The 25,872-nt window shown below is 70.6% G+C and carries 20 protein-coding genes, 2 tRNA genes and 2 pseudogenes; 12 read left to right on the top strand and 12 right to left on the bottom strand.

What is annotated here, in order from left to right:
* The first annotated feature begins 248 nt into the window (after positions 1–248).
* Positions 249–1,865 carry a protein kinase gene (locus ACIQ7D_RS07385; protein ID WP_403934574.1) on the top strand — a complete coding sequence of 539 codons (1,617 nt, stop codon included), beginning with the start codon at positions 249–251 and terminating at the stop codon, positions 1,863–1,865.
* 135 nt (positions 1,866–2,000) lie between these two features.
* Here ACIQ7D_RS07385 and ACIQ7D_RS07380 read toward each other — a convergent pair whose 3' ends face one another.
* The 3 genes from ACIQ7D_RS07380 to ACIQ7D_RS07370 form a co-directional block, all read right to left on the bottom strand.
* Positions 2,001–2,975, bottom strand: a complete 975-nt coding sequence (locus tag ACIQ7D_RS07380; protein ID WP_403935067.1) for a phosphotransferase — start codon at positions 2,973–2,975, stop codon at positions 2,001–2,003.
* A 207-nt stretch (positions 2,976–3,182) separates the two neighbouring features.
* Positions 3,183–3,599, bottom strand: coding sequence for a pyridoxamine 5'-phosphate oxidase family protein (locus ACIQ7D_RS07375; RefSeq protein WP_403934571.1), 417 nt, complete (start codon positions 3,597–3,599; stop codon positions 3,183–3,185).
* 129 nt (positions 3,600–3,728) lie between these two features.
* On the bottom strand, positions 3,729–4,388 hold the full coding sequence (locus ACIQ7D_RS07370) for a response regulator (RefSeq protein WP_403935064.1): 660 nt from the start codon (positions 4,386–4,388) through the stop codon (positions 3,729–3,731).
* A gap of 323 nt (positions 4,389–4,711) precedes the next feature.
* On the opposite strand from ACIQ7D_RS07370, the gene pdhA reads away from it, so the two are divergent.
* Genes pdhA through ACIQ7D_RS07355 form a run of 3 tightly spaced genes read left to right on the top strand, consistent with a single transcriptional unit; the run spans position 4,712 to position 8,408 of the window.
* Complete coding sequence (gene pdhA, locus ACIQ7D_RS07365; RefSeq protein WP_403934568.1) at positions 4,712–5,926, top strand: pyruvate dehydrogenase (acetyl-transferring) E1 component subunit alpha; 1,215 nt, start codon at positions 4,712–4,714, stop codon at positions 5,924–5,926.
* Positions 5,927–5,928: 2 nt separating this feature from the next.
* Positions 5,929–6,912 carry an alpha-ketoacid dehydrogenase subunit beta gene (locus ACIQ7D_RS07360; RefSeq protein WP_403934565.1) on the top strand — a complete coding sequence of 328 codons (984 nt, stop codon included), beginning with the start codon at positions 5,929–5,931 and terminating at the stop codon, positions 6,910–6,912.
* Positions 6,913–6,920: 8 nt separating this feature from the next.
* On the top strand, positions 6,921–8,408 hold the full coding sequence (locus ACIQ7D_RS07355) for a dihydrolipoamide acetyltransferase family protein (RefSeq protein WP_403934562.1): 1,488 nt from the start codon (positions 6,921–6,923) through the stop codon (positions 8,406–8,408).
* A gap of 329 nt (positions 8,409–8,737) precedes the next feature.
* Here ACIQ7D_RS07355 and ACIQ7D_RS07350 read toward each other — a convergent pair whose 3' ends face one another.
* The gene (locus tag ACIQ7D_RS07350; protein ID WP_403934559.1) at positions 8,738–9,670 is read right to left on the bottom strand and encodes a D-alanyl-D-alanine carboxypeptidase family protein; all 933 of its coding nucleotides are present in this window, start codon (positions 9,668–9,670) and stop codon (positions 8,738–8,740) included.
* A gap of 169 nt (positions 9,671–9,839) precedes the next feature.
* Positions 9,840–10,790, bottom strand: a complete 951-nt coding sequence (locus ACIQ7D_RS07345) for a bifunctional DNA primase/polymerase (protein ID WP_403934556.1) — start codon at positions 10,788–10,790, stop codon at positions 9,840–9,842.
* Between the two features lie 393 nt (positions 10,791–11,183).
* Between ACIQ7D_RS07345 and ACIQ7D_RS07340 the strand changes: the two genes are divergently transcribed.
* The 3 genes from ACIQ7D_RS07340 to ACIQ7D_RS07330 all read left to right on the top strand — a co-directional run bounded on the left by ACIQ7D_RS07340 (position 11,184) and on the right by ACIQ7D_RS07330 (position 14,347).
* Entirely contained in the window at positions 11,184–11,498 is a 315-nt protein-coding gene (locus ACIQ7D_RS07340) for a hypothetical protein (RefSeq protein ID WP_403934553.1), read from the top strand.
* A gap of 372 nt (positions 11,499–11,870) precedes the next feature.
* On the top strand, positions 11,871–12,452 hold the full coding sequence (locus ACIQ7D_RS07335) for a SigE family RNA polymerase sigma factor (RefSeq protein WP_403934550.1): 582 nt from the start codon (positions 11,871–11,873) through the stop codon (positions 12,450–12,452).
* A 212-nt stretch (positions 12,453–12,664) separates the two neighbouring features.
* Positions 12,665–14,347: a long-chain fatty acid--CoA ligase gene (locus tag ACIQ7D_RS07330; RefSeq protein WP_403934547.1), complete on the top strand. Its 1,683-nt coding sequence runs from the start codon at positions 12,665–12,667 to the stop codon at positions 14,345–14,347.
* Positions 14,348–14,429: 82 nt separating this feature from the next.
* Here the strand turns inward: ACIQ7D_RS07330 and ACIQ7D_RS07325 are convergent, their stop codons facing one another.
* A complete protein-coding gene (locus ACIQ7D_RS07325; RefSeq protein ID WP_403934544.1) occupies positions 14,430–18,674 on the bottom strand; it encodes a PAS domain-containing protein in 4,245 nt (1,414 codons plus the stop codon).
* A 162-nt stretch (positions 18,675–18,836) separates the two neighbouring features.
* A complete protein-coding gene (locus ACIQ7D_RS07320; RefSeq protein WP_403934541.1) occupies positions 18,837–19,310 on the bottom strand; it encodes an SSI family serine proteinase inhibitor in 474 nt (157 codons plus the stop codon).
* A 211-nt stretch (positions 19,311–19,521) separates the two neighbouring features.
* Here ACIQ7D_RS07320 and ACIQ7D_RS07315 point away from each other — a divergent pair.
* Together ACIQ7D_RS07315 and ACIQ7D_RS07310 are read left to right on the top strand one after the other, a co-directional pair.
* A tRNA-Ser gene (locus ACIQ7D_RS07315) sits at positions 19,522–19,612 on the top strand.
* A gap of 182 nt (positions 19,613–19,794) precedes the next feature.
* Positions 19,795–19,867 (top strand) — tRNA-Arg (locus ACIQ7D_RS07310).
* A gap of 87 nt (positions 19,868–19,954) precedes the next feature.
* Here the strand turns inward: ACIQ7D_RS07310 and ACIQ7D_RS07305 are convergent.
* From ACIQ7D_RS07305 to ACIQ7D_RS07295, 3 genes are all read right to left on the bottom strand, one after another.
* Positions 19,955–20,110 carry a hypothetical protein gene (locus ACIQ7D_RS07305; RefSeq protein WP_403934538.1) on the bottom strand — a complete coding sequence of 52 codons (156 nt, stop codon included), beginning with the start codon at positions 20,108–20,110 and terminating at the stop codon, positions 19,955–19,957.
* Between the two features lie 172 nt (positions 20,111–20,282).
* On the bottom strand, positions 20,283–20,732 hold the full coding sequence (locus ACIQ7D_RS07300) for a very short patch repair endonuclease (protein WP_403935061.1): 450 nt from the start codon (positions 20,730–20,732) through the stop codon (positions 20,283–20,285).
* A gap of 311 nt (positions 20,733–21,043) precedes the next feature.
* Positions 21,044–22,357 carry a DNA cytosine methyltransferase gene (locus tag ACIQ7D_RS07295; RefSeq protein ID WP_403934535.1) on the bottom strand — a complete coding sequence of 438 codons (1,314 nt, stop codon included), beginning with the start codon at positions 22,355–22,357 and terminating at the stop codon, positions 21,044–21,046.
* Positions 22,358–22,617: 260 nt separating this feature from the next.
* Between ACIQ7D_RS07295 and ACIQ7D_RS07290 the strand changes: the two genes are divergently transcribed.
* On the top strand, positions 22,618–23,193 hold the full coding sequence (locus tag ACIQ7D_RS07290) for an Eco29kI family restriction endonuclease (protein WP_403934532.1): 576 nt from the start codon (positions 22,618–22,620) through the stop codon (positions 23,191–23,193).
* Positions 23,194–23,536: 343 nt separating this feature from the next.
* Positions 23,537–24,160, top strand: coding sequence for a signal protein (locus ACIQ7D_RS07285; RefSeq protein ID WP_403934529.1), 624 nt, complete (start codon positions 23,537–23,539; stop codon positions 24,158–24,160).
* 113 nt (positions 24,161–24,273) lie between these two features.
* Here the strand turns inward: ACIQ7D_RS07285 and ACIQ7D_RS07280 are convergent.
* Both ACIQ7D_RS07280 and ACIQ7D_RS07275 read right to left on the bottom strand, forming a co-directional pair.
* A pseudogene (locus ACIQ7D_RS07280) lies at positions 24,274–24,465 on the bottom strand (GntR family transcriptional regulator); the annotation flags it as partial.
* A gap of 72 nt (positions 24,466–24,537) precedes the next feature.
* Positions 24,538–24,867, bottom strand: coding sequence for a hypothetical protein (locus ACIQ7D_RS07275; protein WP_403934526.1), 330 nt, complete (start codon positions 24,865–24,867; stop codon positions 24,538–24,540).
* A 93-nt stretch (positions 24,868–24,960) separates the two neighbouring features.
* On the opposite strand from ACIQ7D_RS07275, the pseudogene ACIQ7D_RS07270 reads away from it, so the two are divergent.
* Positions 24,961–25,401, top strand: a pseudogene (locus ACIQ7D_RS07270) (NUDIX domain-containing protein); the annotation flags it as partial.
* Positions 25,402–25,872: the final 471 nt, after the last annotated feature.

The raw sequence follows: 25,872 nt of genomic DNA, 5'->3' as shown, positions 1-25,872 counted from the left end.
TCTCGGAAGCGTTACAGGAACCGCACGTAATTTGCATGCGCGGTGAGGCAACGGGTTTCATGACCGGTCCATCCTGGACCGGCGTGTCACCGGGAGGCTGTAGCGTGAGGTGCCATAGCCACCCCTGAGCGACCCTCCCAAGTCCCAAACACGCAGACACACAAGCTTCACAGAGCTCCTGAGACCCACAGACCACCCGCGGACCGCGCGCGCGGCCACCACGCGGACAGACACGACGGCGAGGACTGATGGCACCCGAACCCGAAGCAGGCGGCGGAGTGTCGGATGCGGCGGACTCCTGGGGCGACAACGGATTGGTCGGCGGGATGGTCGGCGACGGCCGCTACCGCATGACCCATCGCCTCGGTCGCGGCGGCATGGCCGAGGTGTTCGCGGCCGAGGACGTACGGCTCGGGCGCATCGTCGCCGTGAAGCTCCTCCGGGCGGATCTCGCCGAGGACCCGGTCTCCAAGGCCCGCTTCACGCGCGAGGCACAGTCGGTCGCGGGCCTCAACCACCACGCTGTGGTGGCGGTGTACGACTCGGGCGAGGACACCGTCAACGGGCAGACCGTCCCGTACATCGTGATGGAGCTGGTCGAGGGCCGCACCATCCGCGATCTGCTCGTCAGCGCGGAGGCCCCGCCGCCCGAGCAGGCGCTGATCATCGTCTCCGGTGTGCTGGAGGCGCTCGCCTACTCGCACCAGCACGGCATCGTCCACCGTGACATCAAGCCGGCGAACGTGATCATCACGGACGCGGGCGCGGTCAAGGTGATGGACTTCGGCATCGCGCGCGCCCTGCACGGCGCGCAGTCGACGATGACCCAGACCGGCATGGTCATGGGCACGCCGCAGTACCTCTCGCCGGAGCAGGCCCTCGGCAAGGCGGTCGACCACCGCAGCGACCTGTACGCCACGGGCTGTCTGCTGTACGAACTGCTCGCCCTGCGGCCCCCGTTCACCGGCGAGACCCCGCTCTCCGTGGTGTACCAGCACGTCCAGGACATCCCCGTACCGCCCTCCGAGGTCTCGGACGTGGCGCCGCCGGAGCTGGACGGCCTCGTCATGCGCTCGCTGGCGAAGGAGCCGGACGACCGGTTCCAGAGCGCCGAGGAGATGCGCGGGCTCGTCCAGTACGGCCTGCAGATGATCCAGCAGCAGGGCAGCCACACCGGAACCTGGAACACCGGCCCGGTCGACGCCCACATGATGGGCGGCAACACCCCGGCGATGGGCATGGCCGCGACGCCGGCGATGGGTCACCCGCCGCACGGCGAGACGTCGCAGGGCCCGATCCTGCCGCCGATGAACCCGAACGACGGCGGATACGACGGCGGCCACCACGGCAACGGCGGCGGTCGCGGCAAGCTCTGGCTCTTCGTCGCGCTCGCGGTGATCGCGATCATCGCGGGGGTGGCGTTCGCGGTGAACAACATGGGCAGCCCGGACACCGGCAACGACACCAAGAACCCGACCACGAACTCCCCGAGCGCGGAGCAGACGACCGAGAGCCCGTCCCCCTCCGAGTCGGCGTCCTCGCAGGACAGCGAGACGGACACGTCCACGGGCGGCAACGACTACCCGAGCTACGAGCAGCCTTCGAAGCCGCGCTACACGCCGAGCCCGTCGCTGGAACCGTCGAACGACACGCCGACCTCCACCGACACGGGCACGGCGGACGGCGGGACGAGCGACGGCGGCAACGGCAGCGATCCGTCGAGCGACCCGAGCACTGGGCCGAGCGGTGACGGTGGCGACCCCGAGCCGCCCGGCGGTCCCGGGTCGGTCACGAGCGGCGTGACCGGCGACACCGGCACCTCGACCGGCGCGGACGGCGGCACCGACGCGGGCGGCCAGGGCTGAGAGCCTGTCGGAGACGCCGTCACGGGCCGGCCGCCTGAGATCCACCCCGGCGGGCCGGCCTTCCGGGGCCGGTCCTGAGGTCGGTCCCCTGAGGCCGGTCCGGCGGTCCGCCCCGGCGCCCGGCCCCGGCAGCGGTCAGCCGGCGAACGCCTCGCGCACCGCCTCGTACTCACGCGTCCACCACACGGCGAGGGCCGACACCGCGGCGAACAGCGGGTCGGCCCTCCGGTCGTCCAGCATGTAGCGCCACCGCAGTATCCAGAAGTCGTTGAGCCGCTCCCACCAGACCCGGTGGACCGCCGCGGCCAGCTCGGAGGCGTCCGCCCCGGCCGCCCGGCGGTAGGCCCGTGCGTACGCCCGTACCTTGGTCAGCTCCAGCTCCCCCGTCGGCCGGACGAAGAAGATCGCCGCGGCCCGTACGGCCTCCTCGGCGCGCGGCTGGACGCCGAGCCGGTCCCAGTCGATGATCGCGGCCGGCTCCGCGCCCCGGTAGAGCAGGTTCAGCGGGTGGAAGTCGCCGTGCACCCACCCCGTCGCCGGCTCGGTGCCGGGCGGCGGGCGGCGGTGCGCGTGCCGCTCCAGCAGCTCCCTGCGCTCCAGGAGCCGGTGCTCGGCCAGGGTGTCGATGACCTCGCGGCGGGCCCGGCCGCGCGCCAGGACGAGGAGTTCGTCGATGAGCGCGAAGGTGTCGGCGGGGTCCGGGCTGAGATAGGCGAGCGCCGCCGGATCGGGCTCCATCACCCGCTCCAGGCAGGTGTGCACGAGCCCGAGCAGCCCGCCCAGACGCCGTGACGCGCGGGCCGTGAGCTGCGCGCCGTCGCGGTGGCTGCCCTCGACCCAGGGGTGCAGCGCGTAACAGCGCCCGCCGATGACGGCGACGGTGTCCCCGTCCGTGCTCTCGACGGGCGGCGCGACGGGCACGCCGAGCGTCTGGAGCCGCTGGGTGGCGCGGTGCTGGTGGGCGATGGCCTCGTGGTCGCCGTCGAGATGGTGCTTGAGGAAGTACGCGCCGCGGGTGGTGCGGAGCCGGTAGCCCCGGTTGAGGAGCCCTTGGGCGACGGGCTCGCACGACAGGGGATCGCCCGTGTTCCGGTAGCGGCGGAGCAGCAGCCGTACGGGCGGCGCCGCGGGGTGGGGAGCGCTGGTGGTGCGAGGGGTGGGTACAGGGGCGGTTACGGGGGTGGTGCGGGGGGCGGAAAGGAGAGCGGTAGCGGTAGGAGCTGTGTGGCTGGCACGAGCGGCGGCGGGCCGGGGGATGACGGCGGTCGCGGCAGGCGCAGCGAGTTCATATGAGCGCGGCACTTGTCAGATGTTAGATCACGCAGCGTGTCGGCTCCGTTGCTCATCGATACCGTCGAGCGTGTGTACGGTTATGAACTGGGGCGTAAGCCGCATATAGACCGGATCGAACGGTTCGCCGTCCACATGGTGAGGTCCGGCGCCAAACATTTCGATTTCCGAGGGGGTCGGCTCGATCAACTCGGCCGTCCCGGTGAACTGCACCGACCAGAGATCGTCCGCGTCGCTGCCGTAGTTGTCCGCCCCGTACGCCACCACCCCGCCGCCGCACGCCTGGTGGTATCCGTGCCCCGCGTGCATCCTCAGCAGGACCGAGCCCCCGGTCACCACATGGCGGGCCGGTGCCACGAACGGCATGGCCCGCATGCTCGTCGCCACGCGTCCGTACGGCACGCGGTTAAGCAGGTCGATGGCGCGGATCTCCTCGGTGGACATGCTGTCCACCCTCCGTCACGGAAGCCGCCGCCACCAGGGGAGACGGCCCCTGAACCACAGGACGTTGGTCCCGATTAGGACCCGGAGCGCCGCGGTACGGGGACCGGTGCGCCCCGCCCCGCGACCGACTCAGCGCTTCTCGGCCTGGAGCCGGGCCACGTACGCCGCCGCCTGCGAGCGCCGCTCCATCCCCAGCTTGGAGAGCAGGCTGGAGACATAGTTCTTGATCGTCTTCTCGGCGAGATGGAGCTGCTCGCCGATCGCCCGGTTGGTCATCCCCTCGCCGATCAGGTCCAGGATCCTGCGCTCCTGGTCGGTGAGGCCGGACAGTTTGTCGTCCGCCTTCGGTCCGCTCCCCGTACGCAGCCGCTCCAGCACCCGCGCCGTCGCCACCGGGTCGAGCAGCGAACGGCCGGCCGCCACGTCCCGTACGGCCGTCAGCAGTTCGTTCCCCCGGATCGCCTTGAGCACGTACCCCGAGGCGCCCGCCATGATCGCGTCGAAGAGCGCCTCGTCGTCCGCGAACGACGTGAGCATCAGGCACTTGACGGACTCGTCCCGGGATCTGACCTCCCGGCAGACCTCGACGCCGCTGCCGTCGGGGAGCCGTACGTCCAGCACCGCCACGTCCGGGCGCGTGGCCGGGATGCGAGCCATCGCGTCGGCCGCCGTGCCCGCCTCGCCGACGACCTCGATATCGTCCTCGACCGAGAGAAGTTCGAAGACTCCGCGGCGGACGACTTCATGGTCATCAAGCAGGAATACCCTGATTTTTCCTTCTTCGTGCACAGAATTCAGTCTCACACACTCACCCCTTCCCTGCCGCAGATCAGCGGGATAACGTGCCGTTGTTCCGGCGGCCTGCGAGGCTGTGACCAGTGGTTGTTCCGGACTTTGCCGATTTACTTGGAAATCCAAGCAAAATGGCAGGTCAGATGGGGTTTCGCAGTAATGCTGCCCACTGGGTAACGTGCCTGTGACAGGGCGCTCGCCGGGGCACCTGTCACGCCTGTCCCGATCTGGTCGCACCCACCCCGTGCGTCCGGCGGTACAGGCGAGCCGCACTGGTTCCCGGCGGATCCCGGGGGCCGGACAGACGGAGGAGCACGCACGTGACCGTGGAAAGCACTGCCGCTCGCACACCGCGACGGAGCAGCGGTACCGGTACCAAACGCGCGAGCGCGAAAAGGACGGCCAAACCGCGGGCTTCCGCGCCGCAGCTCGTCCAGTTGCTCAGCCCCGAGGGCGAGCGTCTGGACCACCCCGAATACTCGGCCCTCATCGCCGACATCACCCCCGAATCCCTGCGCGGGCTGTACCGGGACATGGTCCTGACCCGCCGCTTCGACGCCGAGGCCACCGCCCTCCAGCGCCAGGGCGAGCTGGGACTCTGGGCGTCACTGCTGGGCCAGGAGGCCGCGCAGATCGGCTCGGCGCGCGCGCTGCGCGACGACGACTACGTCTTCCCGACCTACCGCGAACACGGCGTCGCCTGGTGCCGGGGCGTCGACCCGACCAATCTGCTGGGCATGTTCCGCGGCGTGAACCACGGCGGCTGGGACCCCAGCGCGAACAACTTCCACCTCTACACGATCGTCATCGGCTCGCAGACCCTGCACGCCACCGGCTACGCCATGGGCGTCGCCAAGGACGGCGCGGACTCCGCCGTGATCGCGTACTTCGGGGACGGTGCCTCCAGCCAGGGCGACGTCGCCGAGGCGTTCACCTTCTCGGCCGTCTACAACGCGCCCGTCGTCTTCTTCTGCCAGAACAACCAGTGGGCGATCTCCGAGCCCACCGAGAAGCAGACCCGGGTGCCGCTCTACCAGCGTGCCCAGGGGTTCGGCTTCCCCGGTGTCCGCGTCGACGGCAACGACGTCCTGGCGTGCCTGGCCGTGACCCGGTCCGCGCTGGAGCGCGCGCGCCGGGGCGAGGGGCCGACGCTGGTCGAGGCGTTCACGTACCGGATGGGCGCGCACACCACCTCCGACGACCCGACGAAGTACCGCGCGGACGAGGAGACGGAGGCCTGGCAGGCCAAGGACCCGATCCTGCGGCTGCGCAGGTACCTGGAGCGCGAGGGCCAGGCGGACGCGGCGTTCTTCGCGGAGCTGGAGGCGGAGAGCGAGACGCTCGGAAAGCGGGTACGTGAGGTGGTACGGGCGATGCCGCAGCCGGACTCCATGGCGATGTTCGACCATGTCTACGCCGACGGCAACGCGCTCGTGGACGAGGAGCGGGCGGGGTTCGCCGCGTACCAGGCGTCGTTCGTGGATTCCGGACCGGCCGGCGCCGAAGCCGCGGGTTCCGCCGAGGGGGACAACTGATCATGAGTGGCGTACAGAAGCTCCCGATCGCGAAGGCGATCAACGAGTCGCTGCGCAAGGCGCTCGAAACCGACCCCAAAGTCCTGATCATGGGCGAGGACGTCGGCAAGCTCGGCGGCGTCTTCCGCGTCACGGACGGCCTTCAGAAGGACTTCGGCGAAGGCCGGGTCATCGACACCCCGCTGGCCGAGTCCGGCATCGTCGGCACGGCCATCGGGCTGGCGCTGCGCGGCTACCGCCCGGTGGTGGAGATCCAGTTCGACGGCTTCGTCTTCCCGGCGTACGACCAGATCGTCACCCAGCTCGCGAAGTTGCACGCCCGCTCGCTCGGCAAGATCAAGATGCCGGTCGTGATCCGTATCCCGTACGGCGGCGGCATCGGCGCGGTCGAGCATCACAGCGAGTCGCCCGAGGCGCTGTTCGCGCATGTGGCGGGGTTGAAGATCGTCTCGCCGTCCACGGCGTCGGACGCGTACTGGATGATGCAGCAGGCCATCCAGAGCGACGATCCGGTGATCTTCTTCGAGCCGAAGCGCCGCTACTGGGACAAGGGTGAGGTCAACACGGAGGCCATTCCCGACCCGCTCCACGGGGCGCGGGTGGTCCGGGACGGCACGGATCTCACCCTGGTGGCGTACGGCCCGATGGTGAAGGTCTGCCTGGAGGCGGCGGCCGCCGCGGCCGAGGAGGGCAGGTCGCTGGAGGTCGTCGATCTCCGGTCGATGTCCCCGATCGACTTCGACACGGTCCAGGCGTCGGTGGAGCGGACGCGCCGGCTGGTCGTCGTGCACGAGGCGCCGGTCTTCTTCGGCTCGGGCGCGGAGATCGCCGCCCGGATCACGGAGCGGTGCTTCTACCACCTGGAGGCCCCCGTGCTGCGGGTCGGCGGCTACCACGCGCCGTATCCGCCGGCCCGGCTGGAGGACGAGTACCTCCCGGGCCTGGACCGGGTGCTCGACGCCGTCGACCGCTCGCTCGCGTACTGAGGAGTGCCGTGACCATGACTGCTGAAACCTCCGCCCGGTACCGGGAGTTCAAGATGCCCGACGTGGGCGAGGGGCTCACGGAGGCGGAGATCCTCAAGTGGTACGTACAGCCGGGCGACACCGTCACGGACGGCCAGGTGGTGTGCGAGGTGGAGACGGCGAAGGCGGCCGTCGAACTGCCCATCCCGTACGACGGGGTGGTGCGGGAGCTGCGCTTCGAGGAGGGCGCCACGGTGGACGTGGGCGCGTCCATCATCATGGTGGACGTGGCGCCGGGGAGCGGTGAGGCACCGGCCGCGCCGGCCGCTTCGGCGTCGCCGGCTCCTTCGGCTCCCGCTCCCGAGCCGGCCCCGGAGCCGCCGGTGACGCCGGAGGCCGGGCCCGCGGGCGGCGGCCGTACGCCGGTGCTCGTCGGGTACGGGGTGGCCGAGGCGTCGACGAAGCGCCGGCCGCGCAAGGGCGGCACGCGGAAGGCCGCCTCTGCCGCACCGGTGCCCGAGCAGGTGAACGGCCACGCGGGCACGGGTACGGCGCCGCCCCCCGCACGCCCGCTGGCCAAGCCGCCGGTACGGAAGCTCGCCAAGGACCTTGGTGTGGATCTGGCGACGGTGACGCCGTCGGGCCCGGACGGGACCATCACCCGCGAGGACGTCCACGCGGCGACGGCCCCGGTACGGGAGCGTCCCGAGGCCCCGGCGACGGCTGCCGCGCCGTCCCCGGCTCCGGCATCGGTGCCCGCGTCCGCGCCGACCCCGGCTCAGGCTCCCGCACCCGCCGCGCAGCTCTCCACCACCGCCCGGGAGACCCGTATCCCCGTCAAGGGCGTACGGAAGGCCACGGCCGCCGCGATGGTGGGCAGCGCCTTCACCGCGCCGCATGTCACGGAGTTCCTGACCGTGGACGTGACGCGCACGATGAAGCTGGTCGAGAAGCTGAAGTCCGACAAGGACATGGGGGGCGTGCGGGTCAGCCCGCTGCTCCTCGTCGCCAAGGCGGTCCTGGTCGCCCTCAAGCGCCACCCCGACGTCAACGCGGCGTGGGACGAGGCCAACCAGGAGATCGTGCTCAAGCACTACGTCAACCTGGGCATCGCGGCGGCGACCCCGCGCGGACTGATCGTCCCGAACATCAAGGACGCGCAGGACAAGACGCTGCCGCGACTGGCCGAGGCGCTGGGCGAGCTGATCACCACGGCCCGCGAGGGCCGGACGACCCCGGCGGCGATGCAGGGCGGCACGGTGACCATCACCAATGTCGGCGTCTTCGGGGTCGACACCGGTACGCCGATCCTGAACCCGGGCGAGTCCGCGATCCTCGCGGTCGGCTCGATCAAGGCGCAGCCCTGGGTCCACAAGGGGAAGGTCGTACCACGCCAGGTGACGACGCTGGCGCTCTCCTTCGACCACCGGCTGATCGACGGGGCGCTGGGCTCGATGTTCCTCGCCGACATCGGGGCGATCCTGGAGCAGCCGAAGCGCCTGATCACCTGGGCGTAGGGAACCGCCGGGGGGACGGCCGGACCGCGAGGCCCGGCCGTCCCCTTCTACCGGATTTACCGGACAGAAGTTCCGGACAAGAGGCTCTGGACGAGTCATTCCGGAGTCCCGTCCGCGGGGAGGTGCCATGCACGCACATCCGCGGCGTTGACGGCGATGCCGGGGGAACCGACGCTCCCGCGTCGCTTCCCTCCTGCGCCTTGCGGCTGCGCTCGGCATCCGAAGGACCGTTCAATGCGCCGAGACGGAGCGAGCGCGGCGAGTGCGGTGCACCTGACACCTCCCCGCCCGCCCCGAGGGGCGGACGACGCTCCTTCGGAACGACTCGTCTAGTCGCGCTGTGCGTTCGACGGGAGCGTACGGAGCTTCATCGTCTTCGCGGTCGAGGCGCCGAAGCCGTGGTCGAGGATCTTCGCCGCGTCCTTGTAGCGGTCGGAACCGTTCAGGATGACGCCGACGAGCGTCTTGCTGCCGCGCGTCGCCGCGAACACCAGGCAGGGACCGGCGGCGGTGCCCGTGCCCGTCTTGATGCCGATGGCGCCGCTGTAGGAGCCGAGCAGCTGGTTGGTGTTGTACCAGGTGTACGTGCGCGTGCCGCCGTTCGCGGCCGGGGCCGTGGTCTTGTACGACGTGGCCTTGACGACCGCGCGGAAGTTCGCGTTCTTCATGGCGTACTGCGCGATCTTCGCCAGGTCGCGCGGCGTCGTGTAGTTGTTGCCGCCGCCCGAGATGCCGTCGAACGAGTCGAACTTGGTGTTGGTGAGCTTCAGTTCCTTGGCCTTCGCGTTCATCTTCGCGATGAACGACTTCTTGCGCGCCGCGACGGTCGAGCCGGTGCCGTACGCGTCCGCGAGGGCGTACGCCGCGTCGCAGCCGGAGGGCAGCATCGTGCCGTACAGCAACTGGCGGACGGTGACCTTGTCGCCGGTGCGCAGGTCGGCGGTGCTCGCGCCTTCCTTGGCGACGTAGTCGCGGTACGCCTGCTTGACGGTCACCTTGCGGTTGAGGTCCACGCCCTTGGTGCTGAGCACCACGGCGGCCGTCATGATCTTCGTCGTGCTCGCCATCTGGCGCCGGGTGTCGGCGGCCTTGCTGTACACCGTCGCGCTGGACGTGTTGTTCAGCAGGAAGGCGCCCTTGGCGGTGACGGTCGGGGCGGCGGCGGCCGCCGGGGCGGCGGTCGCGGCCTGCGCGGGCGCGGACAGCGCGGAGACCGAGAGCAGAGCGCCGGCACTGAGGGCGATCACGGCGGACCTGCGCACGCCCGGGTGGGTGGATATCAAGGAAACACTCCGAATTCGCGGATGCGGTGAAATGCGGTCAAGTGCATCTGGAATGCAACGAAATGGGACCGTTCTGGGCTCCGATGTCAGTGAGGCGTCCCGAGAGGAGACCGGTGAGGGAGCCGGAGAGATGCACGGACCCAGGTAATCATTTCGGAAAAGATGATCTGCGCCCGCCGCAGAAGCCGGACGGGCCGGAGGTGAGCCGGGCCGCGGAGGCGATCGTGGCGCGCGCCTCGTGCTCGTCCAGGCCCGTACGGACCGCCGCGTCGACCAGCGCCGCCGCGAGCGCGTCGCCGAAGCCGTGCTCGTACGCCCGGCACGCGGCCCAGAACAGCCGGGTGTTGCGCTGCCCCTCGTGCGCGGCGAGCACGAACTGCACCAGTCCGTGGCCGCGCGCGGGCCGGTCCTGTGCGTGCCGGGGCCGTGCCGGGGGTGTGAGCAGCCGCAGCAGGGCCCGCGGGCAGGGCGCGGGCGCGAGTCCGGCCGCCCCCGGGGCGAGTCGGTAGGCGCCGCGCGCGGTGACCGAGCCCGGGCCCACGAGATAGCCGCCCGAGCCGCGCACGTCGATACCGGGCGCGAGCCGGCCGGCGGAGTTGGGGACGACGACGTCCGGCGGCCCGGTGAGCCAGAGGTGCCGGCCGCCGCTGGGCGTCAGGACGACGACCGTCTCCGGCAGCGTGAAGAGGTGCTGGAAGGCGAGGTGCTGGAGTGCGGCCACGGAGTCCGGCGCGGGGCCGCGCAGCGGGTCCAGGAACGGATCGGAGGCGGCGGCGGCTCCGCTCGCCGGGCCGACGTCGAGGTCGATGCCGATGAGCTGGTGCGGCGGCCGGCCGCAGGCGATGCCGTACCCCGTGGCCCAGGGCGCGGCGGCGAACAGGGCGCGCACCCGCGCCGGGTCGGCGGTGGCGTCGTGCACGCCGTGGCCGGGGCGCCCGCACTCGCCGCGGCAGAGGACCGGCTCGGGTTCGCCCCGGTGCGGGGAGCGCAGGGCGGGGAGCTTGCCGGGCGACAGGGGGAAGACGGGGAGCCCGCGCTCGGCAGCGGACAGGGCGTGCGCGAGGGCCAGGGTGGCGGTGTGCCGGACGGTGGTGGCCATGGATCCATGTTCGTACAGACGTTCGAAGAAAGGAAGGGGGGAGAGTGGGAGAGCGGTACGGAAAGAGGTCACGCCGGTCGATTTCGCCACCGGGGCGGGGTGGGCGCGGAGGTGTGCTGAAACGCTTCACCTCTTGGGGCGGGCGGGGTCTGGTACATGCATTCCCTGGGCTTTCCCTGGTGTGCGGGGCGGTACGGGGCATTGGGGGCGCATTGGGGGTTTATCGACTTGTCCTCACGCTTGCGGGCGAATCGGTTCCTCCGGGGTGGTTCCGGGGGGATTCGGTGGGCAATTCTGAGGTCGCGACGTCGCCAGCAAGACCGGGTCGGTCGGCCAGCCGCCCGGGTCCGAAAAGCACTTCCCGCCGTACTTCTGGTTCCTGGAGGAAAAGACATGGCAAGCTTCCGTACCGCCCGTACCTTCGCCGCTGTCGCCGCGCTGCCCCTGGCCGCCGCGCTCTTCACCGGGGTGGCCAGCGCCGACAACGGTGCCGTCGCCAACGAAGGATCCAACGCCAGTGCGGCGTCGATCAGCGGCAGCGGAGTGGGCGGTCACAACTTCGGCAACTCGACGACCACGCAGCAGGTGGCGACGGGTGACGGAGCGTCCAACCAGAACAACACCGCGAGTGTGGTGGGCTCGGGCTTCACCTCGATCGACCAGTCGAACGAGAACATCTCGGTAAATTTCACCCACCTGTGGTGGTGAACACGGCCCGACGGGGGGCGTGACTGAGGGGTGAACGACGTCCTGCGCGGCGGTGCTTCGGCACCGTCGCGCAGCCGTATGTCCGGCGCCGTGCCGGCGGCGCCACGGGCCGCCCGCCGGGCCCGTACGCCTCGTGTCCTTCGTATCGTCGTGCGGCGGGAGACGTACCGGGTACGCCGCGTGCGCCGCCCGGCGGTGGCCCCGTCCCCCGGGCCGCGCGAGGCCGGTGGCGGGGGCAGCCCCTACAGTCCTCGTGCCCTTTCCTCCACCTTCAGGAGGTGGCATCACCCCCACCCCTACACCCTGAGGCGGACATGGCTTCGGGACCTGGGGCCGATCCCCCGGGGCGGGCCTCGCTCCTAGCGTGGAGCCATGACCACGTCTGTCTGCCCGAGCGCTTCCACAGCCGCCAAGCCGGCCGCGCAGCACGCGCCGTACGTCACCCGTACGCCGTATCCGCCCTATGCGTCGTTCTCGTCGTACGTACGGGCGCGGGGGCCCGTGCTGCTGCGTACCGCACGCTCGCTCACCGCCAACCCCTCCGACGCGGAGGACCTGCTCCAGACGGCGCTCACCAAGACGTATGTCGCCTGGGACCGGATCGAGGACCACCGGGCCCTGGACGGCTATGTCCGCCGGGCCCTGCTGAACACCCGCACCTCGCAGTGGCGCAAGCGCAAGGTCGACGAGTTCGCCTGCGAGGAACTGCCCGAGCCCGCGGGCGTCCCGGAGCCCGACCCCGCCGAGCGGCAGGTGCTGCACGACGCGATGTGGCGCGCGGTGACCAGACTCCCCGACCGCCAGCGGGCCATGGTTGTCCTGCGGTACTACGAGGACCTCAGCGAGGCGCAGACCGCCGAGGTCCTCGGCGTCTCGATCGGCACGGTCAAGAGCGCCGTGTCCCGCGCGCTCGGCAAACTCCGTGAGGACCCGGAGCTCTCCCCCGCACGCTGACGGCCGCCCGGCCGGATTCCCCTACGGGCGCGGTCCGGGGGCTGTCGGGGGGCTGTCAGGGGAGCGGACCCGAGTGGTCCGGGACGTCCGGGGTAGTGACATACCGAGCGGTACGCGCGCAGAATCTCGGCAGCGAAACATCGCCGCGACGAGAAGCGACATGAACGCGACGATGCGCGACGACGCGACGCCAACGCCCCCGGGAGGACGCCGTGCTGAGCACCATGCAGGACGTACCGCTGACTGTGACCCGCATCCTGCACCACGGGATGACCATCCATGGAGCGTCACAGGTCATCACCTGGACCGGTGGGGGCGCACCGCAGCGCCGCAGCTTCGCCGAGGTCGGCGGGCGCGCGACTCAGCTCGCCGGCGCCCTGCGCGACACACTCGGCGTGACCGGCGACGAACGGGTCGCGACCCTCCTGTGGAACAACTCCGAGCATGTCGAGGCGTACTTCGCGGTCCCCGCCATGGGCGCCGTCCTCCACACGCTCAATCTCCGCCTCCCGCCCGAACAGCTCGTCTGGATCGTCAACCACGCCGCCGACCGTGTGGTGATCGTGAACGGCTCGCTCCTCCCGCTGCTCTCCCCGCTCCTCGCGCACCTGCCCACCGTCGAGCACGTCGTCGTCGCGGGCCCCGGCGACCGCACCGCGCTGGACGAGGCCGTGGCGGCGCGCGCGGCGGCCAAGGCGCCCGTACAGGTGCACGCGTACGAGGAGCTGATCGCCGGCCGTCCCGCCGCCTTCGACGCCTTCGACTGGCCCGAGCTGGACGAACGCTCCGGGGCGGCCATGTGCTACACCTCGGGCACCACCGGCGACCCCAAGGGCGTCGTCTTCTCCCACCGCTCCATCTACCTGCACTCGATGCAGGTCAACATGGCCGAGTCGATGGGGCTGACGGACCGGGACACCACTCTGGTGGTTGTGCCCCAATTTCATGTAAATGCATGGGGTTTGCCCCATGCGACCTTCATGACCGGTGTCAGCATGCTGATGCCCGACCGCTTTCTCCAGCCCGGCCCGCTCGCCGAGATGATCGAGCGCGAGCGGCCCACGCACGCCGCCGCTGTCCCCACCATCTGGCAGGGGCTGCTCGCCGAGGTCGCCGACCGCCCCCGCGACCTGACGTCCCTGGTCCATGTCACCATCGGCGGCTCCGCCTGCCCGCCGGCCCTGATGGAGGCGTACGACAAGCTCGGGGTACGGCTCTGCCAGGCCTGGGGCATGACGGAGACCTCACCGCTCGGCACGATGTCCCACCCGCCCGCCGGCCTCACCGCCGAGGAGGAATGGCCCTACCGCGTCACGCAGGGCCGCTTCCCGGCCGGAGTGGAGGCGCGGATCGCCGGGCCCGGCGGCGACCTCCTGCCCTGGGACGGCGAGTCGGCCGGTGAGCTGGAGGTGCGCGGACCGTGGGTCGCGGGCGCGTACTACGGAGGCGCGGGCGACGAGCCGTCCCGGCCGGCGGACAAGTACAGCGAGGACGGCTGGCTGCGCACCGGTGACGTCGGCGTCATCAGCCCCGACGGCTATCTCACGCTCACCGACCGCGCGAAGGACGTCATCAAGTCCGGCGGCGAGTGGATCTCCAGCGTGGAGCTGGAGAACGCGCTGATGGCGCACCCGGACGTGGCCGAGGCGGCGGTCGTCGCCGTACCGGACGAGAGGTGGGGCGAGCGGCCGCTCGCGACGGTCGTCCTCCGGGAGGGCGCGAGCGCGGGCTACCCGGAGCTGCGGGAGTTCCTCGCCGGGAAGGTCGCGAAGTGGCAGGTGCCGGAGCGGTGGTCGGTGGTGGCGGCGGTGCCGAAGACGAGCGTCGGGAAGTTCGACAAGAAGGTGATCCGCAAGCAGTACGCGGACGGCGAGCTGGACGTGACGCGGCTGTAGGCGCGGCTGCGGGCAGGGTCGCGGGCGGGGTTGTGGGCGGCTGTACGTACGCCGCCCGCGGCAGGCCGGTGGAGGCCGGGGGTCAGTTGGTCCCGATCTTGGCGAGGAGGTCGACGATCCGGTCCTGCACCTCGGTGCTCGTGGAGCGTTCGGCGAGGAAGAGCACGGTCTCGCCGGAGCTGAGCCGCGGCAGCTCCGCCTCGTCGATACCGGCCGAGGTGTATATGACCAGCGGGGTCCGGTTCAACTGGCCGTTCGCGCGCAGCCAGTCGATGATTCCCGCACGCCGGCGCCGTACCTGCATCAGGTCCATGACCACCAGATTCGGCCGGGTCTGGGCGGCGAGGGTGACGGCGTCGTTGTCGTTCGCGGCCCGCGCGACCTGGAGGCCGCGCCGCTCCAGCGTCTCCGTCAGGGCGAGCGCGATCTCCTCGTGCTCCTCGATCACCAGCACGCGCGAGGGGTGCTGCTCGCTGTCGCGCGGCGCCAGGGCCTTGAGGAGTACGGCGGGGTCGGCGCCGTACGCGGCCTCCCTGGTCGCCTGGCCGAGACCCGCCGTCACCAGTACGGGGACCTCGGCGGCGACCGCGGCCTGGCGCAGCGACTGGAGCGCCGTACGCGTGATCGGGCCGGTCAGCGGGTCGACGAACAGGGCGGCGGGGAACGCGGCGATCTGCGCGGCGACCTCCTCGCGGGAGTGCACGACGACCGGCCGGTAGCCGCGGTCGCTCAGCGCCTGCTGCGTCAGCACGTCAGGCGCGGGCCAGACGAGCAGACGGCGCGGGTTGTCGAGCGGCTCGGGCGGGAGTTCGTCGTCGACGGGCTGCGGCTGGGGGCGGTTGGCGACCTCGACCGCGCCGCCGGGGCCGTCCAGCGGCTCGGGGCCCTCGGCGCCCTCGTCGGGCGCCCCTATCGCGTACGAGCGGCCCGCGGCCGGGGCGGTGGGGAGGCGGCCGCCCAGGGTCTGGTGCTGGGGCGGGAGGGCCGTCGTCAGATCGGGGTGTTCGGTCCCGGCGGGCGGGGTGCCGAGCTTGCGGCGCCGCCCGGAGGGAGAGGGCGCGGGCTGGCCCTGCTGGCCCTGCTGCTGCCCCTGCGGGGGGAGCTGCTGGGCGAAGGGCACGCCCTGGCCGAGCGTGCGCACGCTGAAGGCGCGGCCCTGGGTGGAGTCCGGCGGTACGAGGGCCTCCTCCGGCAGGGGCTGCGCGGGCGGCAGCGGCTGGTGCGCGCCGCGCCGGGGGTGCGGTACGGAGGACTCGACGGACGGTTCCGAGGCGGAGACCGACGCGGTGGGCGCGGGGGCGGGCGCCGGGGCGGGCGGGGGCGCGACGGGCGCCGGTTCGGGCCGGGGAGCGGGCTCGTGAGCCTCGGGCACCGCCTCGGGCGCGGCTTCGGGCGCGGGATCCTCGGGCCAGCCCGGCGGTGGTGACATGTACCCGAAGCCGGACGTCGTGGGCATCCCCTGCCCGTTGGTCGCCCCTCCCGCCGCCCGACCGGCGCTCTGCCGGGGGAAGGCGCTGACCGGGGCGGCCGGTACGGGGCTGCCCCAGCCGTTCGGGTCGGCCGCCACGGCCGCCTCGGCGGCGGGCATCGGGGCGGGGGCGGGAATGGGCCCGGGAGCGGGCACGGGGCCCGGCTGCGCGCGGCGCCGCCCCGCCGCGGGCAGGGGGTGCGGCTGCGGCGGGGTGTGGTCGTCGTCCGGAACCGTACGTACGGCGTCGTGGCGGCCCGGCGGCGCGGCGTCCGGGACGGGCATGGGGGCGGGCGGGGGCGCGGAGGGGGTCGGCTGAGGCGTCGGCGGTGGCGTCGGCTGGGGCGCCGGAACCCTGCGGTCCGCTTCGGCGGGCGGCAGCGCGAACGCGCTGCGGGGGTTCTCCGCCTCGGCGGGAGGCGGGACGCGGCGGTCCTGCGCGGGCGCCAGCGCCCGGCGCGCGCGGCGCCCGGCAGGCTGCTGCGGCTGCGCGGCGCCGGGAGGCGCGACAGGCGCCGCCTGGACGGGCGGCTGCCCCGACGTCCCGGACGGTCCGGACGTCCCGGACGGTCCCGAAGGCCCAGACGGTCCCGAAGGCCCAGACGGCAGCGCGGGAAGCGCCCGCTGCCCGCTGTGCCGCGCCCGGCGCCCGGTACCCGGCTCGACCGGTACACCCTGCGGCGGCACGGCCTGGCCCAGCGCCGCGCGCCCGGTCGGATGCGCGCCCTCGGAAGCGGTGACGACCGCCCCCTCGGAGGGCGCGGGCGCGCCGCCCGTCAGCGCGACGGCGGAACCGGGCCCGGGAGCCGCGTCCTCGGCAGGGCTGGGCCGCCCACGCCGCCGCCCCGTACCGCCTCCGCCGCCCCCCTCCGTACCGTCACCGGCAACACCAGCACCGGCGACGCCACCAGCACCGGCGACGCCACCGGTACCCGTGGCACCCTCCGTACCCCCGTCGCCGGAAGTGATCGCGCGGGCCCTGCGCCGTCCCGTGGGCTCCTGCTCGCCCGTGTCCTCCGCCCCCGGGGACTCCAGGAACGCGTCCGTCGTCGCCCGCCGCGCGCGCCGCCTGCCGCCGCCCGAGGTCCCGGGACCCTGCCCCGGCTCCGCGTGCGGCGAAGGCGCCTGGTGCTGCGTCTCCTCCCCGCCGGGGCGCGCGGAAGGCGGCGGAACCGCCCCCGAGCCCTCGCCCAGCGGCAGCTCCAGCACGAACGCGCTGCCGTTCATCCCGGGCACCTCGTGGGTCTGCAGGACCCCGCCGTGCGCCCGTACGATCCCGCGCACGATCGGCTCGTGCACCGGGTCGCCCCCGGCGAACGGCCCGCGCACCTCGATCCGTACGACATCACCGCGCTGCGCTGCGGCCACCACGATGGTCGAGTCGACGTAACCGCCGCCCGGCGTCGCCTTCGTACGGCCCGTCGAGTCGACCCCGGCCACATCCGCGACCAGATGCGCCAGCGCCGTCGCCAGCCGTACTCCGTCCACCTCGGCCTCGATGGGCGGCGCGTGCACCGCGAACTGCGCCCGGCCGGGACCGATCAGCTCCACCGCGCCCTCGACACCGGCCGCCACGACCCCGTCGAGCAGGGTCTTCGTCTTGGTGAGCTGTTCCGCGCCGGCGTCGAGCCGCTGATAGCCGAGCACGTTGTCGACGAGCGTCGTCATCCGGGCGTACCCGGCGGCGAGATGGTGCAGGATCTGGTTGGCCTCGGGCCAGAGGTGGCCCGCCGGGTCGGCGGCGAGGGTGGTCAGTTCGCCGCGCAGCTCCACCAGCGGCCCGCGCAGCGCCTCGCCGAGCACGGCGGTGAGCTGGGTGTGCCGGCCCGCGACATCCCCGTACCGCTCCGTCAGCCCCTCGATCTCGGCCGCGTACCGGTCGCTGCGGTCGGCCAGCTCGGCCGCGTGCCGCTCCTCGGCGGCGGCGAGTTCGGCGGTGAGCCGGTCGGTCGTCTCCGTCAGCTCGGCGGTGAGCCGCTCGTCGGTCTCGGCCACCTCCGCGGTACGCCGTTCCTCGGCCGCGGCCAGCTCGGCGGCGTGCTGCTCGGTGAGTTCGTCGTACGGGCGCCGGTCGGTGAAGGTCATCACGGCGCCGACGAGCTGGTCGCCGTCGCGTACCGGAGCGGTCGTCAGATCGACCGGCACCTTCCTGCCGCCCTTCGCCCACAGCACCTGCCCGCGCACCCGGTGCTTGCGGCCGGAGCGGAGCGTGTCCGCGAGCGGGGACTCCTCGTACGGGAACGGCTCACCGTCCGCGCGCGAGTGCAGGATCAGCGGGTGCAGCTCCTGGCCGCCCAGATCGCTGGCGCGGTGGCCGAGGATCTGCGCGGCGGCCGGGTTGACGAGCACGACCCGCCCGTCGGTGTCCGTACCGACGACACCCTCCGACGCGGCCCGCAGGATCATCTCCGTCTGCCGCTGCGAGCGCGCCAGCTCGGCCTCGGTGTCCATCGTCCCCGACAGATCCCGTACGACGATCATGAGCAGTTCGTCGCCGGTGTAGCTGTGCGAGTCGTTGTACGCGTCCCGGCCGTCCTCCAGGCTCGCGCTGGTCACCTCGGCGGGGAACTCGCCGCCGTCCGTGCGCCGCGCCATCATGCGCGTGGGCTTCGTACGGCCGCGGGCGTCGGCCGAGGCGGGGCGCCTCATCGAGCCGGGGATCAGCTTCGAGTCGAACTCGGGCAGCAGGTCGAGCAGTCCCCGGCCGACCAGCGCCGTGCCGGGGGTCTCGAACATCTCCAAGGCGATGGTGTTGGCGTTGACGACCGTGCCGTTGGCGTTGACGAGCACCAAGCCGTCGGGGAGTGCGTCGAGTATCGCCGCGAGGCGAGCAGCGCCTCGGGATGGCCTGCTGCTCACGACGACGCTTCCTCCCTGAACCACTGCACCTTGCGGACGGCCGCACCCATCTTGCCTCTCGGCTCCCGGCCTGTCACTGATGGGAGTCTAAGGGCTGGGAGAGGCGCGGCGACGGCGGATGAGGGCTACCTCTCCCCGGGGCGTGTGCGTACCGCCGCCTGATTACCCGGCGCTCGCGGGAAGAACCGGCTCCAGCGCCCGCCAGCGGGAGATCTCGCAGCCGTTCTTCTTGTCGAAGGACGCGTTGACGGAACGGCCCTGCCAGGTCCCGGTGACGCGGGCGGTGGCGGGCCCGCCGTACTGCATGGTGCACATGGCGTCCCGGCCGACCGGCGCGAAGGGATCCCGGCTCCCCGTGGCCAGCTCCGCCAGCCGGTCACAGGCGGCCCGCGCCCGCAGATGCGTCCCGCCGACGGGCCGGCAGGTCAGCCGCCGCGTACCGTCGGCCCCGGCGACCCCGGAGTCCGCGACGGTGACGGTGAGCTGATCACCGGGCGCCGCCGCGCTCTGCGGCCACGCCTCCTCGGACAGCGGCAGCGGTACGGGGGCGAGCGGGGCGCCGGTGGCGGCGACGGGCGTACCGGCGAGGGCGGCGGACACGGCGACACCGAGAACAAGGAGACGCAGACGCGGCATGGGGGCTCCTGACAGTGACCTGACCTGACGGACATCACCGGACGCGACGCCCGGCCCCCTGCTTAACGCGCGTCGGCCCCCGGCGTTGCGCACGGAGATGTGCTTTGCCCTGCGGCCCACCTGCCTAGTACCGTGAGGAGCGATTGGTGACACCCCACCTGGCTGTGTCATCATCTGCACGCACCGTTTCGCGCCCGCGCGATCCGGAGCTGGAGGCGTCGCCTAGTCCGGTCTATGGCGCCGCACTGCTAATGCGGTTTGGGTCTTAAAGCCCATCGAGGGTTCAAATCCCTCCGCCTCCGCGTGAAGATCACCGAAGCCCCGGCCCCACGGCCGGGGCTTCGGCCGTTCTCCCTCACTCTTCCGAGATTTTCGGCATCGCCGCAGGTCAGGAGGGGTTCGGGCAATGGATTTCACGTGACGCCGCAGGTCATGTAATGTTGTTCCCGCAACGCCGACCGGGAAGAAAAGCCCGGAACGCCAAGCACTCGTAGCTTAACGGATAGAGCATCTGACTACGGATCAGAAGGTTGCAGGTTCGAATCCTGCCGAGTGCACACAGGTGAGAGGCTCCGGATCACTCCGGGGCCTCTTGCATTTCAGGGCCATACAGCAGCGAAGTACAGCAACGGGTCTTGGGAACGTCAGTCGGTGCCGCCCATCGCGTCCGACAGCTTGCCGATCGCGGCCCGCACCTCTTCCTCACTCACCTCGGCGTAGACCTCCATCGTCGTGGCGATCTGTGAGTGCCGCGGGGTGCGCTGAGCGATCTTTGGGCCGGAGGCTGGCCCGGCGGGCACGGAGGGCGAACCTGCGGGTGAGGTTGCCCGGGGGCCTTGGGTCAAGGCCCAGTGGCGCGCTCCACCTGGAGGCCCTGAACCACGCCCGCTCCACGGTGTGTGGGTTGAGGGCGGACGGGATGGGAGCTGGGGAGAGTGGTGGGTCGAGCTGGTAAACCGCTGCTAGACGTGACTACCCATCAAGGGCGGCGATGACCTTAGCCGCCGCTGCATCAGCGGCTTCGTGTTCCCAGACTCGTAGGACTGTCCAGCCCCGCTCGCGCAGGCGGGAGTCGGTGTCGGCGTCACGAGCTTGGTTTCCTTGAATCTTTTTGTGCCAAAAGTCGGAACGCTTAGTCGCAGGTCGGTAGTGGTCAGGGCATCCGTGCCAGTAGCAGCCATCGACAAAGACAGCAACACGGGCTTTTGGGAAGACGATGTCAGCCGTGCGTCGGAGGTCAGGGAGAGGGCGAACATTGACTCGGTAGCGGAGGCCCTGTCGGTAGAGGAACGAGCGAAGGAGCCTTTCCGGCTTGGTGTCCCGTCCCTTGTTGGCGGTCATCACGGCGCGAACGGCCGTAGACGAAGCTTTGGAGCCGGATGGCAAGACCTCATCTCGGATAAGACCAGCAGTGCGAGCCATCGTCCAGGCCTGCGCGAGGTTCGCGGCCCGTGTCGCGCAGTTGACCTCTCCGACATAGCGCTCACGGGTGCGGCCCTGTTCGGACCATCGCAGGTAAGCCCGAATGCGGCGAGTTCGCTTGTAGACACGAAGCGCGATGGATCCGGTGGCTCGCCGATCCTCATCCAGTACGACGACACGGCGATGACGGCCCCCAGAGGCGCGGTCCTGCTCCGCAGATCTGCCGGAACCGGACATGCCGGGCCTCGGCTTCCAGGCCCGTTCTGGCGGGAGTTGATCACTCCAACCGTGCTGGGTGCTGGTCACCTTGGTCACGTCCGCCCTTCAGCTTCATCGAGCGCGGATCGGACGGCTTTAGCGAATACCTCACCGAGCCGGACAGGGACGGCGTTTCCAAGCTGACGCATCTTCTCGCCACGCGGCCCGGCGAGGACCCAGTCATCGGGGAAGGTCATCACACGGGCGGTCTCACGCACGGTCATGTACCGATAGCCGCTGCCATCGAAGGTGGGGTCATCAAGCCGCATTACAGACTCGCCCCCGGGTACTCCATGCACACCGGCCTTGACGGTCTTCGCTGGGCGATCCAGCTCGTTCGGGGTGTGCCCGGTGTAGGCGCGGGCGCCTGGCCAGCCCATGTGATCGGGAATGTCATCAACCACGAGCCTTCCGCGCACTTGCTCCACCGTCACTGGGGGAAGGGGTTTGTTCTCATCTACACCGGCGATCGCGTCGCGTAGTGTGCGCCACGGTTTCTTGCCGTCCGGAACGAGGGAAGCAGGTGGCAGGGTGGCCACGACCCGTTCCCGGATCAAGTCGATACCAGGTGCGTCGTCGTACCGTTTCCAGTACGTCCCGTCATGCATAGAGTCGATCAGGGCCGCTTCCGAGTACTCAGCTTCCGGCCTGTGCTTTGCCCATTCCACGCCGAGGTCCGCGCGGAATGCGACGATGATCACGCGCTGTCGAATCTGCGGGACGCCATAGTCAGCCGCGTTCACCGGGATATGTGTGACGTCGTATTGTTCGGACGGGTGCACCGAACCGTCCTTGAGCAACTTCCGCAGGACCGCATCATGGTCTTCCCAGGTGGCGCCCTCGACTCGCTGGACGAACGGAAGACTCATCTCCCGCTTGATGTACTCAAAGTATGGCTTGAAGGAGGGGCGGAGTAGGCCGCGTACGTTCTCACAGATTACGGCCTTAGGGCGCATCTCGCGGATGGCACGGAACATTTCCGGGAACATGTTCCGCTCATCGTCGTCCCCCTTGGCCGCCCCTCCTAGGCTGAACGGCTGGCAGGGCGGACCGCCGGCCAGGATGTCAACCTCGGCATCCTTCAGGAACTCGAAGGAGAGGATGCCTCGGACGTCCCCCGGAGCCAGGGGCCAGCCGGCGGCGCGACGACCTGGCCGTCCCTTGCCTGGTTTGGGGATCGAAGTGTCCGCTGGATCACGGGGCACTGCCCCATTCTTGGTCAGCGTCTCCACGGCGCGCGTGGCGAACTCGTTGACCAGCAGTGGTTGAAAACCTGCGTTGTGAACGGCCATGGCCAGTCCTCCCCCGCCCGCGAAAAGCTCGACAGACGTCCTAGGGCTGGACTTGCGTTTCTCCTGATCAGGCATGGCGAAAGCATACCGCGGAGCGTGTGATCACGTGCACGGGGCTGTGGAAGTACCGGCTCACCAGGGGAAACAGTGCTGGTTACAGTTACCGACACAACCGCATACGCGGCATCGTCCGAGGAGGGGGACTGCGCTACATGTCGGAGGCACGATCGGTGAGAGGCACCCGCAAACCACGCAATTGGCGGGACACTGCACTCCGCCCCAAGGCATACGACCCGCTGACGCTAGAGAACCTTGGGCGTAGCATCGAGATGCGGATGCTGGAGATGGAGCCAGAGCCGCTCACAGACGTCCCGCTGATGATAGGGGCCGGAATCTACGCCATCTACTACGTGGGCGATCACGAACTGTACTCACCCATCGCTGAGCCTTACTGCCAGACGCCGATCTACGTAGGGAAGGCGACCCCAGAGGGCGGGCGTAAGGGAGGGGAGGTTGGCAATCCCGACGATGAAGACGCTCTTTGGGATCGGCTCCGCGAACACCGCCGCTCTATCGAGCAGGCCCACGATCTAGACGTAAGCGACTTCCGGGTTCGTTACTTGGTCGCCGTCGATTTCTTCGTCTCACTCGCCGAACAGGTGATGCTTCGACAGTTCCGACCAGTGTGGAACTCTGTGGTGGACGGCTTTGGCAATCATGCGCCGGGGAGCGGCCGAGGACAGCAGGCACGGCCGCCATGGGACGACCTCCATCCAGGTCGTACGTGGTCCACACCAGAGAAGATGCCGAAGCCCAGTCAGTACACAGCCCTGGAATCCAAGGTCCTCATTGTTAACCACTGGAAGCAGTTGGGTTTTCTTCCCAAGGAGGCGCCCCTCCCCACGGAGTAGCTTGGCAAGCACACTCCGAGTCCCGCAGCCCAGTGACGGTACAGCAACGAGGTACAGCAACCCCAGCAACCGATTCCGTCCGGTAGCGTCCCTGTGGGGGGCGTAGCACGGCTGGTATGACCGTTCGTGACCGGCTCACATGGAGTTACGGATCAGAAGGTTGCAGGTTCGAATCCTGCCGAGTGCACACAGGTGAGAGGCCCCCGGAGAAATCCGGGGGCCTCTCGCGTTGGGCCGTACGGCGGCGAGGTGCGGGCAGGGTCGGGTTCGCGGCTAGGGTGACCGCTCGTATCGCACGACGACTGGGGAGTCGAACGCATTCGTGCGAGGGGGAGGGGCACTGATGAAGATCCGTACGGTCGGGGTGGGACTCACCGTCGTGATGCTGGCCGCGCTGGCGGGATGCGGGACGAGGCCGGTCTCAGAGGGCGGGGGAGCCCGGGAAACCGGGGGAGCCGCAGAAGGCCGCCTGTCGTCCGGGACGCTGCAGAGCCGATGGTGGACGTGGGCGTCGACGGAGCCGGAACCGACGAATCCGGTCGACGACCAGAACGGCCGTGCGTGCGAGCGGAACCAGCCGCAGGACGTGTGGTTCCTGGCCGGCACTTTCGGCACGCACACCGAGCGCACCTGCACCGTCCCCGACGGGGTGCCCCTCGCCTTTCCTCTTCTGAACCGGCTCGGTGAACCGGCCGATTGCGCGGGCTCCATGCGCACGGCCGAGGGTTCCGCCGTGCTGGACGGCGAGAAGGTCGCCGCGGACACGTACCCGGGGGAGCCGATAGAAGTACGAAGCGCCGCCGGCAACCCCGTCACGGGCACGACCGGCCGCTTCACCACGATCGCCTGCGGCCTCTGGGTCCAACTGCCCCCACTGGCCCCCGGCCGGCACACACTGACGATCCGCGGCCGCTCAGGCGACTTCTCGACCGGCGTGGACTACGCGCTGACGGTGGAATCGGCGTAGGCACGGGAGTCGGTGACCCGGGCTGGCGTCTGGAACGGGGCGACTATCGCGCGCGGTTCGGGCACCGCTGCACCGACGCAGTCCCACTTGCCAGGTGGCGGGCAGGCGGTAGTCGCGTCGGCGGCCATGACCGTGTCGCACACCTCCACGAAGTGGTCCAGGTGGTGGCCGAGTTCTTCGAGCCGGGCGTAGATGCCGCAGGGCCCGGGGTTGGGCTGGGCGATGGGGGTGTCGCGGGCCAGGTCGAGTGGCCGATACGACACGGTGAACTCGACCGGCCGCCCGTCCAGCAGATACCGGCGACGCGGGACAGATGCCACATCCGGCGGCTGGCAGCGAAAGCGATGCCAATCGTGGCAACGCACCTTGTGCGCCGTTCAGAACTCGGGCGTGAAGCCGTCGGACTGGTCGAGGTGGAACGCAGAGCCCGGAACCGACGGAGTCCAGCCCTCCCGCAAGGCAAGCCGAACAGCCGCAGCAACTCCGGACGGCAGCAAAGACTCAGCCTCGCGGCCCACCCAGTTGCTCGCGTGCGGCTGGTTGGTAGTGACCACGAGCGTCATTCCCGGGGCGTCCGCGTGCTCAACCGCGAAGGTGCACGGCGACCAGACCAAGCCCTGGGAGTACGTCGGCCTGCCTCTCAGCCGCCAGCGGTAGGCCGTGCCGTCGACAACGATCCTCCGTGATCCTTTACGGACCAGTGCCATGACACCCCCTTCAACAGCGACGATGCTAGCGAGCCAGCCCCGCAGCTTCGACGTGATGTGGAAGACCGCGACGCCGGTACGGGAAGGGTGACCATGGCGCGGACCGACGACGACCCGGCGGCACCTGAGCCGAACAGCTTGGTGGTCGCCGCGTCCGCCGTGGTTACCGACGATGAGGGGTGCGTGCTCCCTCAGCTCCGGCGGGACAACGATCTCTGGGCGCTCCGTGGTGGCGGCATGGAGATGGTCGACTCGCTCCCGGGAACTGCTTTCCGTGAGGTGGAGGAGGAAACAGGCCTGGACGTGGAGATCACTGGGCTTGTGGGCACGTACACCGATCCGCGCCACACCACCGCCTACTCGGACGGCGAGGTGCGCGGACAGTTCAACGTCTGCTTCACCGCCCGCTTGGTCGGCGGCCGGGTCGCGATCTCGGACGAGTCAACGGAGGTGCGGTTCGTTCGGCCGGAGGAGATCGATCAACTGCCTATGCACCAGACGCAGCGGCTCCGGGTCCGTCACTTCCTGGAGTACACGGGACCCGACATCGGGCCGGCCAACCACGATGCGGCGTCCGGAGAGAGAAGTTGGCGCTCACCGAGGGAATCCGCAGGAGATCGTGGGACCATGTACGGCATGACGACGTACCGAAAGGTCCATGCCGCGTAGACGGTCACGACACATCCGGGCCGGTATCTCCCGCCGCCGGACTCCTGCTGGAAAGCCAGTCATCGACGGTTTGTCTTCGCGGGCTCTGTCCGAGATCTACCGTCTTGAGTGCACCCGTAATTACCTGCGCCCGGGAGACGTCAGCGCGGCGGTGCGCCTGTGGAAGGACTACGTACGCCGTCCCGAGCGCCAGCTGTGGCACGACTACGAGTGGGGCGACGTGCACTGGTACTGCTGCGGCGATCCTTTTGAAGCCCGCGCTCTCCTCGACACCGTGATGCAGGCCCTTTCGTCTCGAAGTGCCCGGGAACTCCGCCGGATCGTCTGTCGGTTCGA

Source organism: Streptomyces sp. NPDC096310, from assembly GCF_044763125.1.
Lineage (GTDB): Bacteria > Actinomycetota > Actinomycetes > Streptomycetales > Streptomycetaceae > Streptomyces.
This window is presented reverse-complemented; position numbering and strand designations above follow the sequence as displayed.